The 15,602-nt window shown below is 59.3% G+C and carries 13 protein-coding genes; 3 read left to right on the forward strand and 10 right to left on the reverse strand.

Going from position 1 to position 15,602, the window contains the following annotated elements; all coding sequences use genetic code 11:
* Positions 1-39: 39 nt before the first annotated feature.
* The 9 genes from ACTQXI_RS07475 to ACTQXI_RS07515 form a co-directional block, all read right to left on the reverse strand.
* Positions 40-750, reverse strand: a complete 711-nt coding sequence (locus ACTQXI_RS07475; protein WP_441048855.1) for a metallophosphoesterase family protein — start codon at positions 748-750, stop codon at positions 40-42.
* On the reverse strand, positions 747-2,663 hold the full coding sequence (locus tag ACTQXI_RS07480) for a BMP family ABC transporter substrate-binding protein (protein WP_441048856.1): 1,917 nt from the start codon (positions 2,661-2,663) through the stop codon (positions 747-749). The genes ACTQXI_RS07475 and ACTQXI_RS07480 overlap by 4 nt, the downstream gene beginning before the upstream one ends.
* Positions 2,664-2,779: 116 nt before the next feature.
* Positions 2,780-3,547: a mechanosensitive ion channel family protein gene (locus tag ACTQXI_RS07485; RefSeq protein ID WP_441048857.1), complete on the reverse strand. Its 768-nt coding sequence runs from the start codon at positions 3,545-3,547 to the stop codon at positions 2,780-2,782.
* Between the two features lie 334 nt (positions 3,548-3,881).
* Positions 3,882-4,676, reverse strand: a complete 795-nt coding sequence (locus ACTQXI_RS07490) for an ABC transporter ATP-binding protein (RefSeq protein ID WP_441048858.1) — start codon at positions 4,674-4,676, stop codon at positions 3,882-3,884.
* Positions 4,669-5,592: an ABC transporter permease gene (locus ACTQXI_RS07495; protein WP_427718394.1), complete on the reverse strand. Its 924-nt coding sequence runs from the start codon at positions 5,590-5,592 to the stop codon at positions 4,669-4,671. The genes ACTQXI_RS07490 and ACTQXI_RS07495 overlap by 8 nt, the downstream gene beginning before the upstream one ends.
* A 203-nt stretch (positions 5,593-5,795) precedes the next feature.
* Positions 5,796-6,776, reverse strand: a complete 981-nt coding sequence (locus ACTQXI_RS07500) for an ABC transporter substrate-binding protein (RefSeq protein WP_427747699.1) — start codon at positions 6,774-6,776, stop codon at positions 5,796-5,798.
* A 158-nt stretch (positions 6,777-6,934) separates the two neighbouring features.
* Positions 6,935-7,723, reverse strand: a complete 789-nt coding sequence (locus ACTQXI_RS07505) for a hypothetical protein (RefSeq protein ID WP_441048859.1) — start codon at positions 7,721-7,723, stop codon at positions 6,935-6,937.
* 250 nt (positions 7,724-7,973) lie between these two features.
* Complete coding sequence (asnS, locus tag ACTQXI_RS07510; protein WP_441048860.1) at positions 7,974-9,377, reverse strand: asparagine--tRNA ligase; 1,404 nt, start codon at positions 9,375-9,377, stop codon at positions 7,974-7,976.
* Positions 9,378-9,556: 179 nt separating this feature from the next.
* Positions 9,557-10,120, reverse strand: coding sequence for a PTS sugar transporter subunit IIA (locus ACTQXI_RS07515; protein ID WP_441032162.1), 564 nt, complete (start codon positions 10,118-10,120; stop codon positions 9,557-9,559).
* 247 nt (positions 10,121-10,367) lie between these two features.
* Between ACTQXI_RS07515 and ACTQXI_RS07520 the strand changes: the two genes are divergently transcribed.
* Positions 10,368-11,267, forward strand: coding sequence for an alpha/beta hydrolase (locus ACTQXI_RS07520; RefSeq protein WP_441048861.1), 900 nt, complete (start codon positions 10,368-10,370; stop codon positions 11,265-11,267).
* 530 nt (positions 11,268-11,797) lie between these two features.
* Here ACTQXI_RS07520 and ACTQXI_RS07525 read toward each other — a convergent pair.
* Entirely contained in the window at positions 11,798-12,427 is a 630-nt protein-coding gene (locus tag ACTQXI_RS07525; protein ID WP_441048862.1) for a GntR family transcriptional regulator, read from the reverse strand.
* Between the two features lie 276 nt (positions 12,428-12,703).
* Between ACTQXI_RS07525 and ACTQXI_RS07530 the strand changes: the two genes are divergently transcribed.
* Together ACTQXI_RS07530 and ACTQXI_RS07535 are read left to right on the forward strand one after the other, a co-directional pair.
* A complete protein-coding gene (locus ACTQXI_RS07530; RefSeq protein WP_117583089.1) occupies positions 12,704-13,480 on the forward strand; it encodes a dimethylarginine dimethylaminohydrolase family protein in 777 nt (258 codons plus the stop codon).
* Positions 13,481-13,589: 109 nt separating this feature from the next.
* Positions 13,590-15,053 (forward strand): basic amino acid/polyamine antiporter, encoded by a 1,464-nt coding sequence (locus ACTQXI_RS07535; RefSeq protein WP_441548455.1) that lies wholly within the window; start codon positions 13,590-13,592, stop codon positions 15,051-15,053.
* Positions 15,054-15,602 lie beyond the last annotated feature (549 nt).

A 15,602-nucleotide genomic window follows, 5' to 3' on the forward strand; every position in this document is an offset into this window, starting at 1 on the left:
CCGGAACCACCACAAAGGTGCCTGTCCCCTTTGTGGTGGTTACCAGGGGGTTCTGGCGGTTGAGGACTCTATTGCCTCGTGGCGCTTGAGTTCGCGGCGCATGGTTTGCGAATTGAGCCAGGCTGCCTGCCAGCCACGGATGGGGTAGCGCGCCTCGTCAAGCTCAAACTGCGTATAGCCGCAGGCGTTGATAATCGTCGTCCCGCATGCGTGCTGGCGTTCGCGTTGAAAGTCGCGAACATAGCATTGGTGCACATGCCCGTGCACCATGTAGTCGGGATTCCATGTCTCGAGCGCTGTGTTAAAGCATTCGAATCCCCGATGCGGCAGATCGTCCAGATCGCCCATGCCGGCGGCGGGCGCATGGGTGAGCAAGATGTCGCAGCCGCCGACCATCCTCACTTTGCGGGACAGCTTGCGCACGCGCTTGGCCATCTCGCGCTCGGTGTACATGTTAGCGCCATCTCGATAGCGCATGGAGCCGCCAAGCCCCGCAATGCGGACGCCGCGATACACGTACACGGTGTCTTCGACACAGATGCAGCCGCCCGGTGCATGACGCGCGTAGCGGTCATCGTGATTGCCACGCACGTAGATGAGTGGTCTGTTGATGACCGTGACCAAAAACTCAAGATAGTCCGGGTCTAGATCGCCAGCGGACAAAATTAGGTCGACACCCTCAAAGCGTTCCTTGCGAAAGCACTCCCACAGGCATCGCTCTTCGGTATCGGCTATGGCAAGGATTTTCATAGAGCACGGACCTTCGGCTCATCGTCAGGCTGCGGAATGGTGCCCACCACGTTGTCTGCCAGCCAGTCCATCTCGATGATTTGCGTGCTCGGCAGTGGGGGAAAGCCCTCAATCTGCACCACGCCGTCTTGGCTATGGAGCTCGCCGCCAAATGGATTGATGGAGCCCTCGACGATGCCATTGCGGAGGAGCTGAACAAGCTTGCGCGTCTGATAGGGCAGGCCCGGAGCGTAGCGAATGTCGATAACGCCCGAGCTCATGCCATACCAGTAGTTGACGGCGCGGACCTGGCTGTCGTCACTGGTCTCGTCCCAGGTGCCATGCAGCAGACTTCGCACGATAAGCTCGTAGTATCGGCCCCAGTTCCATACCGGCATGGCGATGCCGACGACCTTGCCATCGACCAGGCGGTGGAGTCCGTAGGCCGTGGGGTCTTCGAGCGACTTTGACATGTCGGCGCCGGTCATGACGCTCACGCCTTCGCGGCACATGGCCTCGGCAAGGCCTCCGGCGGGCACATCGCCCCAGGTCAGGATAATTTGCGCACGGGGGTCGAGCAGCGAGGCGCCAATCGCAAAGGCGTTGATCTCGCTGAGTGCGCCCGAGGCGAAGACCGACGCGTGGTAACCGATGCGGTGGTTGTCCGCCATGCTGGCGGCAAGGGCGCCCAGGAGAAACTTGGCTTCGTACATCTTGCCAAAGTACGAACGGACGCTTTGGTGGGGAAGGCCGATGGAGCAGTTAAGGAACCGAACCCGGGGATATTCAACGGCAGCCCTGAGCGTGTATTCCATCAGGCGGTGTGAGGTCGAGAAGATGACGTTTGCTCCATGTTTGACAGCCGTTTCCACGGCGGCGTAGAACACGTCCGGATCGTGACAGTCCTCAAACGCCTCGGTGCGCACGATACCGCCAAAGTGCTCATCGAGATACCGACGCCCTTGGTCGTGCAGGCTATCCCAGCTCGACGTCGCACAGGTGAATTCATGGATAAAGGCGATGCGCAGGGGGTTGGCCGCCGAATAGACGGTCTTGCCCATAAAGAAGTTGAGCATGCCGGAGGTGGACTTGGCGGGCGACTCCTCCTCATCGACGTTCGGCGCTTCGACAAGATCGACCTTGTCCTCGTCACTTTTCCCGGCGATGACCAGTTCGCGCCAGATCTTGCACAGGCGGTTTACGACGATATCCGTCGGCGTATCCAGCAGGCGGTCCTGGTTGTACACATTGAGGTAGACGAGCATGGCGTCGGCGGGCGTAATGTCCAGGTGGTTGCCGCCCGCGCGAAGGTAGGCGCGCTTAAAGAGTAGGAAGGTGTGGCGCAGGTAGTCGACCTTTTTCTGGGGCCATTTTTCGATAAGGTTCTGACCGAGCATCTTGGCGAGCGTTTCGTAGCTTCCTTCGCGCGAGAACTCGATCTCGTATAGGGGGCAGACACGCCAAAACGCGCAGAACTCACCGTACAGGCGGCTTTCGACGGAATCCCATTTGCCGGGGTAGAGGCGGGTGACCTTGGCCGAAACCGTCGGGGCGTCCAGGAATTTGAGGACGCTGACGCGTTTGTTGCCTTCCTGGACATAGAACCTATGCATGAACTCGGTGACGATGATGGGGTCGCGATAGCCCTCGGTTACCTGAATGTCGTAGAGGTTGGACCACTTGCGGGCGAACTCGGTGCTAAACGGCAGCAGGGGCATAAAGTTGCATGAAAAGGCGGACTGACGGCCCTTGGTAACCGTGCCGACAACCATTTCGAGCGGAATATCCCGCAGGCCGACATTCTCTCGCTGACCTAGGGGGAGCTGGGCAACCAAACTGTCGAGGTCCGTAAGGTATGGATGCTCGCTTTGGCTAATGGCGCGTCGACGTCCTTGCTCGCCGCGCTTGCGTGCTTGACGGTAGGCCTCTTCCATAGTTTGCTCCCTTAGTCGTTTAAACAACTGTATGAACTATGGTACCACGAATGAAAACCTCCCATTTCCCGATGTCAAAGAAATGGGAGGCAGTTCACTGTCCCCTTTGTGGTGCTTTAGGCGATGATGGGAGCGATAGCGCGGATGCAGGCGTCGGCAGCGGTGAGTGTGGTGCTGTCGTCACTGACGATAAAGATGATCTTGCCCTTGATGCCAAAGTCGCCGATTTCGCTAAAGAGCACGTAGGGCTCCTGGTCAAAGCCCGAGATGGGCGAGACGGCCGTTTTGGTGGCGCTGGTCAGCTCGTCTGCCAGCGCGTCAAGGGAAGCCCATTTAGACGTATCCTTTACGACAACGGGCACGGCCACACGTCCAAAGGGCATCAGATGCACGAGCGTGTCCTTGGAGATGTTGGAGTTGGGCACAATGATGGTCTGCCCGTAGGCATCCTCGATGGTCGTGTGGCGCCAGGTGATGTCCTGGACCACGCCCGAAACGCCGCCAACCTCGATATTGTCGCCGGGCTTGATGATGCCCATAAAGGTCACCTGCATGCCGCCGATAAGGTTCGACAGCGTGTCCTGAAAGCCGAGCGAGATGGCAATGCCGCCGACGCCAAGAGCGGCGACGAGCGCGTTTGCGTTAATGCCAAAGCAGTTGTCGAGGATAAAGCTGCCGCCGATCATCCAGATGACGGCGCGCGCAATGTTGATGAAGATACTCGATGCCGGAAGCGGGTTATCGTCGCGGTTGAGCAGGTGACGCAGCGTCTTGGAAACGACTTTGGCGGCAACGGCGGTGCCTATCGCCAAGATACCAGCCCAGATGATGTTGTGGACCCACCACTGCTCAAAGAAATGAAGAATCGGCTCAAACAATTCCATGTAGGGAAAACCTCCTCATGATCGTTCAACCATGATACCCACCAAAAAGCCCGTCCGATCACAACGGACGGGCCGATAGCTTGAGATGGGGCGTCCGCGGTGGCGTAAGCTGGGGCGCCGGCGAGTACGCTGGCAAGGAGTGCGGCGGTCAAGCAAGACGAGGAAGAGATCCTCTCATGGCAGTTTCCTTAGTTCTTAACCAGTGGTCCCTGCTGACGCTGGATTATCGACATAATATGCGAAAACCGCCGCAAAGGTGCCTGTCCCTTTGCGGCGGTTTTGACGTCTGCGCAGATAAAACCTGCCAAAATCAACCTGTCCCTTTTTGGTAGGTTTAGCTCAGCAGCATGCGGTCGTTGGCGAGCTCGCCGCCCGAGACCTCCTCGAACTTCTGAAGCAAGTCGGTCACGGTGAGCGATTTCTTCTCATCGCCCGCCACGTCGTAGATTACGTGGCCCTCGTGCATCATGATCAGGCGATTGCCCAGACGGATAGCGTCGTTCATGTTATGCGTGACCATGAGCGTGGTCAGGTGGTTCTCGTCGACGATCTCCTCGGTCAGATTGAGCACCTTAGAGGCCGTCTTGGGGTCGAGTGCCGCGGTATGCTCGTCGAGCAGCAGCAGGCGCGGCTTGGTGAGCGTGGCCATGAGCAGGGTGAGTGCCTGGCGCTGGCCGCCCGAGAGCAGGCCGACCTTGGCGTTGAGGCGCGTGTCCAGACCAAGGTCCAGACGCTTGAGCAGCTTGACGTACTCGTCCTTCTCGGCCTTGGTGACGCCCCACGAAAGGCCGCGACGCTGGCCGCGACGCTTGGCGAGTGCCAGGTTCTCGGCAATTTGCATGTCGGCTGCGGTGCCGCGCATGGGGTCCTGGAACACGCGGCCCAGGTACTTGGCACGCTGCGACTCGCTCAGACGCGAGATGTCGGTGCCGTCGAGCTCGATAACGCCCGAATCGAGCGGATACACGCCGGCGATCATGTTGAGCAGCGTGGACTTGCCGGCGCCGTTGCCGCCAATCACGGTTACAAAGTCACCGTCGTTGAGGGTAAGGTCGACGCCGGTAAGAGCGCGCTTTTCGGTGACGGTGCCCTTGTTAAAGGTCTTCTTGACGTGCGAGAGCTTAAGCATCTGCCTCATCCCCCTTCGTGTAGGAGCTGCGGAGCTTATAGCGCTCCCAAACCACGGGCACGCATAGGGCCACGGCGACAATCACGGCGGAGAGCAGCTTCATGTCGTTGGCGTCCATGCCCAGCTGCAGCACGATGGCGCGGATGAGGAAGTACACTACGGAGCCAAAGACGGCGGAGGCAAGACGGACGCTAAACTGCGTGAGACCGCCGGGCAGCAGGCGGCCGAGCACCTCGCCGATAACAATGGCGGCGAGACCGATAACGATGGCGCCGGTGCCCATGCCAATGTCGGCGTACTTCTGGCTCTGGCAGATGAGCGCGCCCGAAAGGCCAATGAGGGCGTTGGAGAGCACGAGGGCGATCATCTTAGTGGAGTTGGTGTTGACGCCCAGGGCACGGATCATGTACTCGTTGTTGCCGGTGGCGCGCAGCGCCGAGCCGATCTCGGTGCCAAAGAACCAATACAGGATGGCAACGATAGCCACGGCGAGCAAGATGCCCAGGATGATGGCAACGGTGGACTGCGGCAGGCCCGTCATATTGCTGACGGCCGAGAACACGGTGCCCTTGGCAAGGATGGGCGTGTTGGATTTGCCCATGATGCGCAGGTTGATGGACCACAGGCTGATCTGGGTGAGGATTCCGGCGAGGATCGCGGGAATCTCAAAGACGGTGGTCAGAATGCCCGTGACCGCGCCCGCAATGGCGCCGGCGCACATGCCGGCCAAAACGGCGAGCAACGGGTCGGCATTGTTGTTGACGATGAGCACGGCGCAGACGCAGCCGCCGAGGGCAAAGCTGCCGTCGCAGGTCATATCGGGGATGTCGAGCAGGCGGAACGTGATAAACACGCCAAGCACCATAATGCCCCAGAGGACACCCTGCGAAACGGCGCCCTGCAATGCAATGAGCATGCTTCATACCTCCTAGGATAGGGTGGACACGTGATTTTCCATAATAGCGGTACCAATGCATAAAAGAGCAGCGGACGGACATTTTGTTTTACCAAAAACAAGCAGGGCGAACGCCGGTCTTTAGCGTTCGCCCCAATGACTCAGATATTGAATAACGCAGCTATGGCGCAAGCGCGTGCCTAGCTGCGTTACCGCGCATGGCGCTACTCGTCTAGAGCGGAAAGGTCGATGCCCAGGGCCTCGGCCATCTCGTCGTTCTTGATGACGACCAGATCCTTGCTCGGGAGGTGCTTGATCGGCATATCCTCGGGCTTGGCCTCGCCCTTCAGAATCTTAACGGCCATCTCGCCCGCGGCGTAGCCCAGGTCCTCATAGTTGATGGAAAGGGTGAACAGGCCGCCGGCCATGCACATGCCCTCCTCGCCGGTCACAAAGGGAAGCTTGTTCTCCTTGCAGATCTGACCGACCTGCGAAGCGCCCGCGGCGATAGTGTTGTCAGTGGGAGAGTAGAGCGCGTCGACCTTGCCCACGGCAGACTCGACGACGGACTGGATCTCGTTGGAGCTCGAGACGGTGAAATCGGTGTACTCCAGGCCCAGCTTGTCGAGTTCCTTCTTGGCGGCCTTGATCTGGACGTCGGAGTTGGACTCGGCGGTGCAGTAGAGCAGACCGACCTTTTTAACGTCGGGCAGGACCTTCTGCATCATCTCGAGCTGCTCGGCGACCGGGGTGAGGTCGGAGGCGCCAGTGACGTTGGTGCCGGGCTTGTCGTTGTCCTGGACCAGGCCGGAGGCGGCGTAGTCGGTGATGGCGCAGCCCACGATGGGGATATCGGCCGTGGCGCCGGCGGCAGCCTGTGCGGCAGGCGTGGCGATGGCGTAGATCAAGTTGACGTTGTCGCCCACAAACTTGTCGGCGATGGACTTACACGTGGACTGGTCGTTCTGGGCGTTCTTCTGGTCGATCTTGACCTTGAGTCCGCTCTTCTTGATGGCCTTGACAAAGCCGTCGTTGGCGGCGTCGAGCGCGGAGTGCTCAGTGAGCTGCAGAACGCCGATGGTGTAGTCGGAACCGGCGGCTGCAGAGCCGGAACCAGAGTTGCCGCCGCATCCGGCGAGCGGGGCCAGTGCGAGCAGGCCGGCGGAGACCAGAAGGCTCCTGCGGCTGATGGTGATGTCGTTCATGTCATTACCCCCAGTATAGAAATTGCTGGAAACACTGCACTCAAACAAAGTGCAAGTGGGTCTATAGTAGCGCCGATGCCCATTTTTTCAACAACCTGTCGGGTTTTTTAATACTGAACCGGATGGACGGCGGGGGATTTGGCGGGCAACGGCAAGACTTAGGCGGCGGGCGCGGGCCGCTCCCCCTCGTCCAGCGCGGCAAAGAGCTTCTTGCCGTCGAGCAGGCGCGTGCTAACGTTTCTCATGCGGCTGACCTCGACGGTGCGTAGGGTGTCGTCGGAGCCGTGCCCGTCGACGACCGTTCCCAGCAGATACGAGACACCGTCTCGCTGTTTGATGGCAAAAGGCCGAACGGTCATCCTCGTCACTTCGATCTTGTCATGTGTCGTGACGCTTGAAATGTCAAAGCTCACCGTGGTTCCGTGGTCGATGGCCCGCTCGATGAGCTCGCAGGTATCGATGCGTTTGGCGGGCGGTCGCGTGGTCTTGGCGGGTTTGCCTTCTGCGCTTGGTGCCGGCTCGGACGTATCGAGGTAGCCGCGAACGTCGGCGCTTGCCATGGCGACCAGATGGCGCGCTATGCTTTTCCTGGTCGCGATGGGTGTGGAGCGGTTGCGCATGACCATGCCATGGAGTCGAATGATTTCCTCGTCGGAGAGCGGTCGGGTGAGAAGTCGGTAACCCGCGCCGCGCTTGTACTCAATCTCGTATCCGGCATGTCGCAGGGCGGAAATCGCGGTATGGATACTGCGCCGCGCTGCCGAGATGGGCATGCGAGCGGGGTCGTCGGGATGGGCGAGACGCTCGATCAGCTCATCGGGAGGAAGCGCTTTGTCCTCACCGGTATGCTCGCTTAAGAGTTGCAGGATGCGCACAGCGCGATAGGCTGCCATGGAAGCAGCACCCCTGGTCGTGGCCTCGTAGTTCTCAACAGCGGGTTTGGCCATTGCGTTCACGTCCTTTCCGTTTTTGGGTGATGACGGTACGGAGCCTAGGACACGGGGTTTGCTGAGGGGCGCAGGGCACTCTGGGTGGTCGGTAGTCGTCGGCAAGCGGCGGATCGAGTTTTCAACAGCCCTGATCAGCTGACCAAAAGCTTGACAAAAGCCTGACGGATGCTGTTGAAAAAAGCGCCCCTCGGCTTGCCGAGAGGCGCTGGTGCGACACGCTGTAACGCGCGGGACGGAGCTGTGGCGATTAGAAATCGGCGTTGCCCACGGTGCGGGGGTGCGGAAGGACGTCGCGGATGTTGCCCACGCCGGTCAGATACATGACCAAGCGCTCGAAGCCCAGGCCGTAGCCGGCGTGTTTGCAGGAACCGTAGCGGCGCAGGTCAAGGTAGTACTTGTACTGCTCGGGGGCCATGCCAAGGTCCTTGATGCGGGCCTCGAGAAGATCCAGGCGCTCCTCGCGCTGGGAGCCGCCGATAATCTCGCCGATACCGGGAACCAGGCAGTCGGCGGCGGCGACGGTCTTGCCGTCGTCGTTCATGCGCATGTAGAAGGCCTTGATCTCGGCCGGGTAGTCGGTCACGAAGGTCGGGCGCTTAAAGTGCTCCTCGGTCAGGAAGCGCTCGTGCTCGGTCTGCAGGTCAATGCCCCAGCTGACAGGATAGTCAAACTTGTGACCGGCGGCGACGGCCTGCTCCAGGATCTCGACGGCCTCGGTGTAGGTGACGCGGGCAAAGTCGGAGTTGGCTACGTGGTTCAGGCGCTCGATCAGGCCCTTGTCCACAAACTTGTTGAGCATGTTGAGCTCGTCGGGGCAAGTGGCCATAACGTCCTTAAGAACGTACTTGAGCATGGCCTCGGCGTTATCCATGTAGTCGTTCAGGTCGGCAAAGGCCATCTCGGGCTCGATCATCCAAAACTCGGCGGCGTGGCGCGTGGTATTGGAGTTTTCGGCGCGGAAGGTGGGGCCAAAGGTGTACACGTCGCCAAAGGCCATGGCAAAGTTCTCGGCATTGAGCTGGCCGGACACGGTAAGGCTTGCATGCTTGCCAAAGAAGTCCTGGCTCCAGTCGACCTCTCCGGACTCGGTGAGAGGCGGATTTTTGGGGTCGAGCGTGGTCACGCGGAACATCTCGCCGGCGCCCTCGCAGTCACTCGTGGTGATGATGGGGGTGTTGACGTAGACAAAGCCCTGCTCCTGGAAGAAGCGGTGGATGGCGGCAGCCGCGACAGAGCGGATGCGGAACACAGCGCGGAACAGGTTGGTGCGCGGGCGCAGGTGCTGCTGGGTACGCAGGAACTCGACGGTTGCGCGCTTCTTCTGCAGCGGGTAGTCCGGGGCGCTCGTGCCCTCTACCTCGATGGAGGTGGCAGAAAGCTCGAAAGGCTGGGGCGCATCGGGGGTCAGCCTGACGGTGCCGGTGCAAATGAGTGCAGCCGAGACGTTTTGGTGGGCGATCTCGTCGTAGTTGCCGAGCGTCTCGCGGTTCATGACGACCTGCAGGTCGCGGAAGCAGCTGCCGTCGTTGAGCGTGACGAAGCCAAAGTTCTTCATGTCGCGGACGGACTTGACCCAGCCGGCGACAGTGACGGCCTTGCCGCCGAGCGACTCGGAATCGGCATAGAGCTGCGCGATTTTGGTGCGGTTCACGTATCCTCCCATAGCGGTTGAATGATAGTTATCCATACAGTTCGATATTCTAGCAGCTCGGCTCATTTGGGCTATACAGATAAGGTATTGACGGGACGGTTTTCAAACGAAAAGCGCCCGCGGCCAGATGGTCGTGGGCGCTTGGCGTGTTGCCTATTGGCTGTACGGCGCAGGACTCGTTACTTGGTCTTAGCCACCAGCAGCGGGTCGCCCAGCTTGACGAGCGGGTTGCCGCCGATAAGCGTTCCAGACTCGCCGACATGGTCGATGCTCTTAAGACGATCGAGCTCGGAGATGATGACGGTCACGATGTCCTCGTGGCCAGCGGCCTTAATGGCATCGCGGTCGAAACTGATGAGCGGCTGGCCTGCCTTGACCACATCGCCCATCTCGACAAAGCGGGCAAAACCCTTGCCGTTCATTTGTACGGTGCCCAGGCCGACATGGATGAACACGCGAAGGCCGTCCTCGGTGATCATGCCAATAGAGTGGTTGGTGACGGTGGTGGCGCCGATGCGGCCGTTAGCGGGCGCATAGATGGTGCCGGTGATGGGCTCGATGCCGTAGCCCTGGCCGAGCATACCCGAGGCGATGGTCTCGTCGGGAACCTCGTTTAGATTGACGAGTACACCGTTAACGGGAGCGTAGATGACGCCTTCGCGGGTGGCGAAGCTTGCCGCGGGCGGTACGGACGCCTCGCCCGACGAGTTGAACGTGGACTTGAGCGAATCGAGCAGACCCATAGATGCCTCCAACGTATCAAGTGCGCATGTGGCGCACGCGTAGTTTTGCCGGAAACGTTTCGTGTGTGTTTACCGGCTCGGTCAGCGTCTCTATTTTACGCTGCTCAACGACGGCCCTGAGCTGGGATTATGTGATATATCAGTTGAAGGGAACTTATTGCGGATACGTTTCGATGCCGTGCGTCCAAGTGGGGTACGCTTGAAGGCGATACATAACGTGCGCATGAATCGCGCGAAGGGAGCATATATGATCGTCGAGAGCCATGCGCTGTGGGGCGAGGAGCCGACCGAGGAATATCCGGCGACGTTTACCTATATGGGGGCCGAACCGCTGCCCGGCAAGCCCAATGGTCGTCGCCCGGCAGTGATCATCTGCGGCGGAGGCGCGTTTACGCACATCGCCCCGCATGAGCAAGATCCGGTGGCGTTTGCCTTTTTGGATCACGGGTACCAGACCTTTGTTCTCAACTATGTCACGAGTGGCACGGGTGACGTGAGCTTTCCGCACCCCCAGGCAGATCTTGCCAAGATGGTCGCCACGGTTCGTGCGAATGCCGACGAGTGGCATGTCGATCCCAAGCGCGTGTGCGTTGTGGGCTTTTCGGCGGGCGGCATGATTTGCGCCTCGCTGGCAACGCAGTGGAAGACCGGTCCCTTCGCGGCACTTGCCGGGGCGCGTCCGGACGACATTCGTCCCGATGCCGTGGTGCTGGGCTATCCATTGCTCGACTTTGCCTATGTCCGCGACATGCAGACGCGCGATCCGCGCATCGACTTGCGCGTGCCCAAGACAGGCGGCAAGACGGGGCGCGATTTGCTCAACGACTACCTGTCGATGGTGACCGGCGGCGAGGCCACCGAAGAGCACCTGGCCGATATCTGCCCTACCACGCATGTTTCGCGTCAGATGCCGCCGACCTTTGTGTGGGGCGTGTCCGATGACAAAACAGCGCCGATCGCGCAGGTCTATCCGTTTGCTCAGCGCATGGCCGAGGAGGGCGTCGCTTGCGAGATGCACGTCTTTGACCAAGGCGGTCACGGCCTTTCGCTCGGCAATGCCAATACCGCGGTCGACAACGAGGGCAAGCAGGTGGCGGTTCGCCCTTGGATTCGCCTAGCCTTCCGCTTCCTGGAGCGCCATCTGTAAGAGTAAGAGGGCCAGCCCCATCCCGTCCCTCATAACTTGCGGTGAAATAGTTCCTGTTTTTGCTGGTTAAAGCCCCAAGCAGGAACTATTCCACCGCAACTTCGTTTTGATGCCCGGGCCGGAAACCGCGTCCCAGTTTTGCCCCTCAAGGTGGGATACAGTTTCCCGCAGAGGGTCGATCGGGAAAATGCGTCCCGGTCTGAGCGACGATTCCGGGATGCATTTTCCGCAAGATGCCTCAACTGGAAAACGCATCCCGTTTCGGGCGTGAATTCCGGGATGCGATTTCCCCAAGGGGCCCCATTGGGAAGCTGCATCCCAGAATTCGCCCGGATAGTGGGACACGGTTTCCGGAAGGGTGTCGTTTGAGAAGCTGCGGCCCGGAGTCCCGCCGTTTGGTTGCTCCGCATCCTACTTATTGGCGCAAAGTAACCTGCTCCCATTGCACCAATGATCCCTTGGTGACGGAGGGAAATGAATCATTTTGAGCGGCGGTGCCAAGAATTGGTCCGCTACCGCCCGCTGCTTTCCTACCAAACGGTGAACTGGGCGTTCTCCGTGTTCCAATGGACATCGCGTACGTAATCGCGCACGCCCGCCGCGTCCCGCGCTTCGAACAGTTCAAGAATATGGGCATGTTCGGCATTGGCTTTATCGAGCAGCTTGCACGCCGTCTCTTGATCGACAGTCTCGTAATCGCGTTTGATAAAGCAGCGCTCGAGCTGCGCAATCATATCGCGTAGACGATCGTTGCCGCAGCGGTTGAAGTACGTCAGATGAAAGTCTCGCTGAATGTCGTCGTACTTTCGGATAAGACCGCCTTGGATCGCAAGGTCCATGGACCCAACCAAAAACTTCAGCTGCATGATGTCCTCTTTGGTCAGGAGGGGACAGGCGAGGTATGCCGCCTGCCCATCGAGCGGCCCCATAATCTCAAAGACTTCAACGGCGTTTTGTTGATCGAACCCACGGACACGGAATCCGCGACGGGGGAGATTGTCCAGGTAGCCATCGCTTGCCAGCTGAATGAGCGCCTCGCGAACCGGCGTGCGCGACACGCCCATGGCATCGCAGATCGCTTGCTCGCTCACGCGGTCGCCAGCCGAAAGCTCGCCGGCATCTATGCGGCTCGAAATATAGTCGTATACATGATCCTTCAAGGGTCTTCTGAGCGTTTCCATGAGCTTGTGTTCCTCAACTGTATATTTTCAAAATTAAATACGTTTCGCTTGAATAGCTCAGTTGAATTATAGAACGACCAGTTAAATCGCGCTACTTTGCGCCGATAGGTGAGAATACGCTTACCGATGAATACCTACCGTTCAGGATTGTATACAATATACAAAATAGGAAAACCGCCTTAAGATAAAGCCATCGAAAGGAAGGCGGGCGCAAAGAAGTCCCGCTCTCTGCTAAGAGATCCAAGGAGGATCATCATGACCAAGTTCAGCCACGTCATCATCCGTCGTCCCGGCAAGTCCCTGAGCAATGGCATCACGAGTGCCCCCGAGCTTGGCCAGCCCATCTACGAGCGTGCCATCGAGGAGCACTACGATTACGAGCATGCGCTCGAGCAGTGCGGCGTTGACGTGTCGGTGCTGCCGGCGCTCGAGCAGTATCCCGACAGCTGCTTTGTCGAGGATCCGGCCGTCATCACTCGCTGCGGCGCCATCATTACCAACCCCGGTGCCGACAGCCGCAACGGCGAGAAGGACGAGATCGAACCAGCCGTCCGTCGCTTCTTTGACGACGAGCATGTCAAGCACATCGTTTCTCCGGGTACGCTCGACGGCGGCGACGTCATGATGGTCGGCGACCATTTCTACGTCGGTCGCTCCGCTCGCACCAACGAAGAGGGCATCCGCCAGTTCTGTGAGATTCTCGAGGGCTGGGGTCTCGAGGGTTCCGAGGTTCCGCTGGAGGAGGTCCTACACCTCAAGACGGGCGTCAACTACATCGAGGACAACAACATGCTCGTTTCCGGTGAGTTTATCGATAAACCCGACTTTGCCCAGTACAACAAGATCGTCGTGCCCGAGGACGAGGCTTACGGCGCCAACTGCATCTGGGTCAACGGTACGGTCATCGTCGCCGAGGGCTATCCGACCGTGCTCAAGGCCGTGCAGGATCTGGGCTACAAGACGCTCGTCGTCGATACCTCCGAGTATCGCAAGGTCGACGGCGGCCTTTCTTGCCTGTCGCTGCGCTTCTAACGCGATAGCTGTAACAGTCTGATGATCGCTTGACCGATGGCCCGGCACCCGATTCGGGACGTCCGGGTCATCTTTCGTTCGATCACATGATGAAGGGGGTGCACATACAATGGCCTCTAAAGTTCAAAACGACGAGATTATCGACCCTAATGGCCTCGATCTCTTTCGTCTGACCATGATGGTCATTACCGCCAGTATTTGTGGCGGTATCTTTTCGCTTGCCGGCGATATGGCAGCAGGCGGGGCAAATACCGGTGCGGTTATCGTCTCGTGGGGAATTTGCTTTATCGGCGTCTTTGCGCTGATGATGGTGTTCAACGGTTTGTCTCAGGCTCGTCCCGACCTGACCGGCGGCATCTATGCATACGCTGCGGCTGGTTTTGGCGATTACATTGGATTCAACTCCGCCTGGGGTTACTGGATCAGCGCATGTCTTTCCAACGTGAGCTTTGCGCTCTTGCTGTTTAGCGCGCTGGGCTATTTCTTCCCTGCGTTTGGCGCGGGTAACAACCTGCTTTCCATCGTCTGCGCCAGCGTGTTTTTGTGGTTCCTTACCGTCCTTGTGCTTCGTGGCGTTAAGGAGGCTGCGGGCATTAACACTATCGTCACGTTGGCGAAGCTGGTGCCGCTGGGGCTCTTTGTGCTGAGCATCGTGCTCCTGGGTAAGTTCAACGTCGATATCTTTATGGACAACTTCTGGGGAGAGCCGGCTGGTCCTGGCTTTGGCGAGCAGGTTGTCTCGACCATGATCGCCCTTGTCTGGGTCTTCACGGGCATCGAGGGCGCTGTCGTTATCTCGGGCCGTGCAAAGTACGTGCGTGACGTCGGCCGCTCGACGGCGCTCGGATTTGCGGCTGTATTTACGCTGTATCTGATCATCTCGATGCTGTCACTCGGCATTATGCCGCGCGAGGAGATGGCGCAGCTCGCAACGCCCTCCATGGCGGGAATTCTCGAGTGTGCAATCGGTCCGGTTGGCGCTGCCATCGTAAACCTTGGCGTTATCCTTTCGCTGGTCGGCGCGCTGCTGGGCTATGTCATCATTGCGTCCGAGACGCCGTTCGAGGCGGCGCGCCAGGGATCCTTCCCTCTGGCGTTTGCCAAGACGAACAAGCACGACGCCCCGGTGGTAACGGTTCTTGTGAGCTCCGGCATCACGCAGCTCTTCTTGATCGTGTCGTATGTGGCGGCGAGCACCTACCAGTTCTTCTATAGCTGCGCAGTCAACACGATTCTGGTTCCGTATGTCTGCTCGGCTGCCTATTACATGGTGATTGGCTGGAAGAACGAGCATCTGGACGGGCCGCATGCGCCAAGCGTCGGCAAAGCCCGCTTCTTCGGTACGCTCGGCTTCATCTACACATTGTTCCTGGTGTGGTCGACGGGTCTTCAGGGCGTTATGATCACGACGATTCTTTTTGCTCCGGCCATTCCCGTCTATATGTTGGGCGAGCGAGGTCGCGGTAAGCCGGTGCTTCCGCATCTGCACGACAAGCTGATCGCAGCGGTGGTCATTATCGTAGCAATCATTTCGCTGTATCTGCACTTTGCCGGCATTGCGCCGATTGTCTAGGACTTCGGTAAGCTTCATCGCTTGGTAAGCCGACTGAGGCATCGCGTGCCGGTGCCGTTCGGTAATCCATAACTGACGTGGGCCTCTGTAACGCACCTTTGTGAGCGCCCACTAAACCCGCGCAGGTGACTACGGTTGCCTGCGCGGGTTTTTGCAGTTGCGGTGAAATGCTGCCGGCAGCTGGGGACGTTCCTATTGCCGGCACTCTGGGACACTCCTTGGATGTTCCGCATACAACGGAGGAAAGCGGATGATTTTGACGAGGGGCGGGCGGCTGTTTCGGTCCTCGGGGAAACCACGTCCCGTTTCGGGCACAGATTCCGGGTCGCAGTTTCCTCGAGGGGCTCGATCGGGAAAATACGTCCCAGTCTGAGCGCCTATTCCGGGACGCAGTTTCCGCTAGAGACCTCAGTCGGAAAGCCCATCCCGTTTTAGCGTTGGGACTGCGGACAAAAAGTTGGACCGTTGAGGTCCGGAACGGAGTCCGCATGGCATACAGTAGGAGAATGGTGGAGAGGGCCAGGGCGCTTCGCGGCGCCGGGCTCACCG

This window comes from Collinsella sp. LCP19S3_C9 (assembly GCF_052121575.1).
In the GTDB taxonomy this organism is placed as follows: Bacteria; Actinomycetota; Coriobacteriia; order Coriobacteriales; family Coriobacteriaceae; genus Collinsella.

What these genes read in the sequence shown, in the direction of transcription:
- ACTQXI_RS07515 (WP_441032162.1), bottom strand. Translation starts at nt 10,120, where the DNA reads ATGGGTCTGCTCGATTCGCTCAAGTCCACGTTCAACTCGTCGGGCGAG.
- ACTQXI_RS07505 (WP_441048859.1), bottom strand. Translation starts at nt 7,723, where the DNA reads ATGGCCAAACCCGCTGTTGAGAACTACGAGGCCACGACCAGGGGTGCT.
- ACTQXI_RS07530 (WP_117583089.1), top strand. Translation starts at nt 12,704, where the DNA reads ATGACCAAGTTCAGCCACGTCATCATCCGTCGTCCCGGCAAGTCCCTG.
- ACTQXI_RS07500 (WP_427747699.1), bottom strand. Translation starts at nt 6,776, where the DNA reads ATGAACGACATCACCATCAGCCGCAGGAGCCTTCTGGTCTCCGCCGGC.
- ACTQXI_RS07535 (WP_441548455.1), top strand. Translation starts at nt 13,590, where the DNA reads ATGGCCTCTAAAGTTCAAAACGACGAGATTATCGACCCTAATGGCCTC.
- ACTQXI_RS07490 (WP_441048858.1), bottom strand. Translation starts at nt 4,676, where the DNA reads ATGCTTAAGCTCTCGCACGTCAAGAAGACCTTTAACAAGGGCACCGTC.
- ACTQXI_RS07485 (WP_441048857.1), bottom strand. Translation starts at nt 3,547, where the DNA reads ATGGAATTGTTTGAGCCGATTCTTCATTTCTTTGAGCAGTGGTGGGTC.
- ACTQXI_RS07520 (WP_441048861.1), top strand. Translation starts at nt 10,368, where the DNA reads ATGATCGTCGAGAGCCATGCGCTGTGGGGCGAGGAGCCGACCGAGGAA.
- ACTQXI_RS07480 (WP_441048856.1), bottom strand. Translation starts at nt 2,663, where the DNA reads ATGGAAGAGGCCTACCGTCAAGCACGCAAGCGCGGCGAGCAAGGACGT.
- ACTQXI_RS07495 (WP_427718394.1), bottom strand. Translation starts at nt 5,592, where the DNA reads ATGCTCATTGCATTGCAGGGCGCCGTTTCGCAGGGTGTCCTCTGGGGC.
- ACTQXI_RS07475 (WP_441048855.1), bottom strand. Translation starts at nt 750, where the DNA reads ATGAAAATCCTTGCCATAGCCGATACCGAAGAGCGATGCCTGTGGGAG.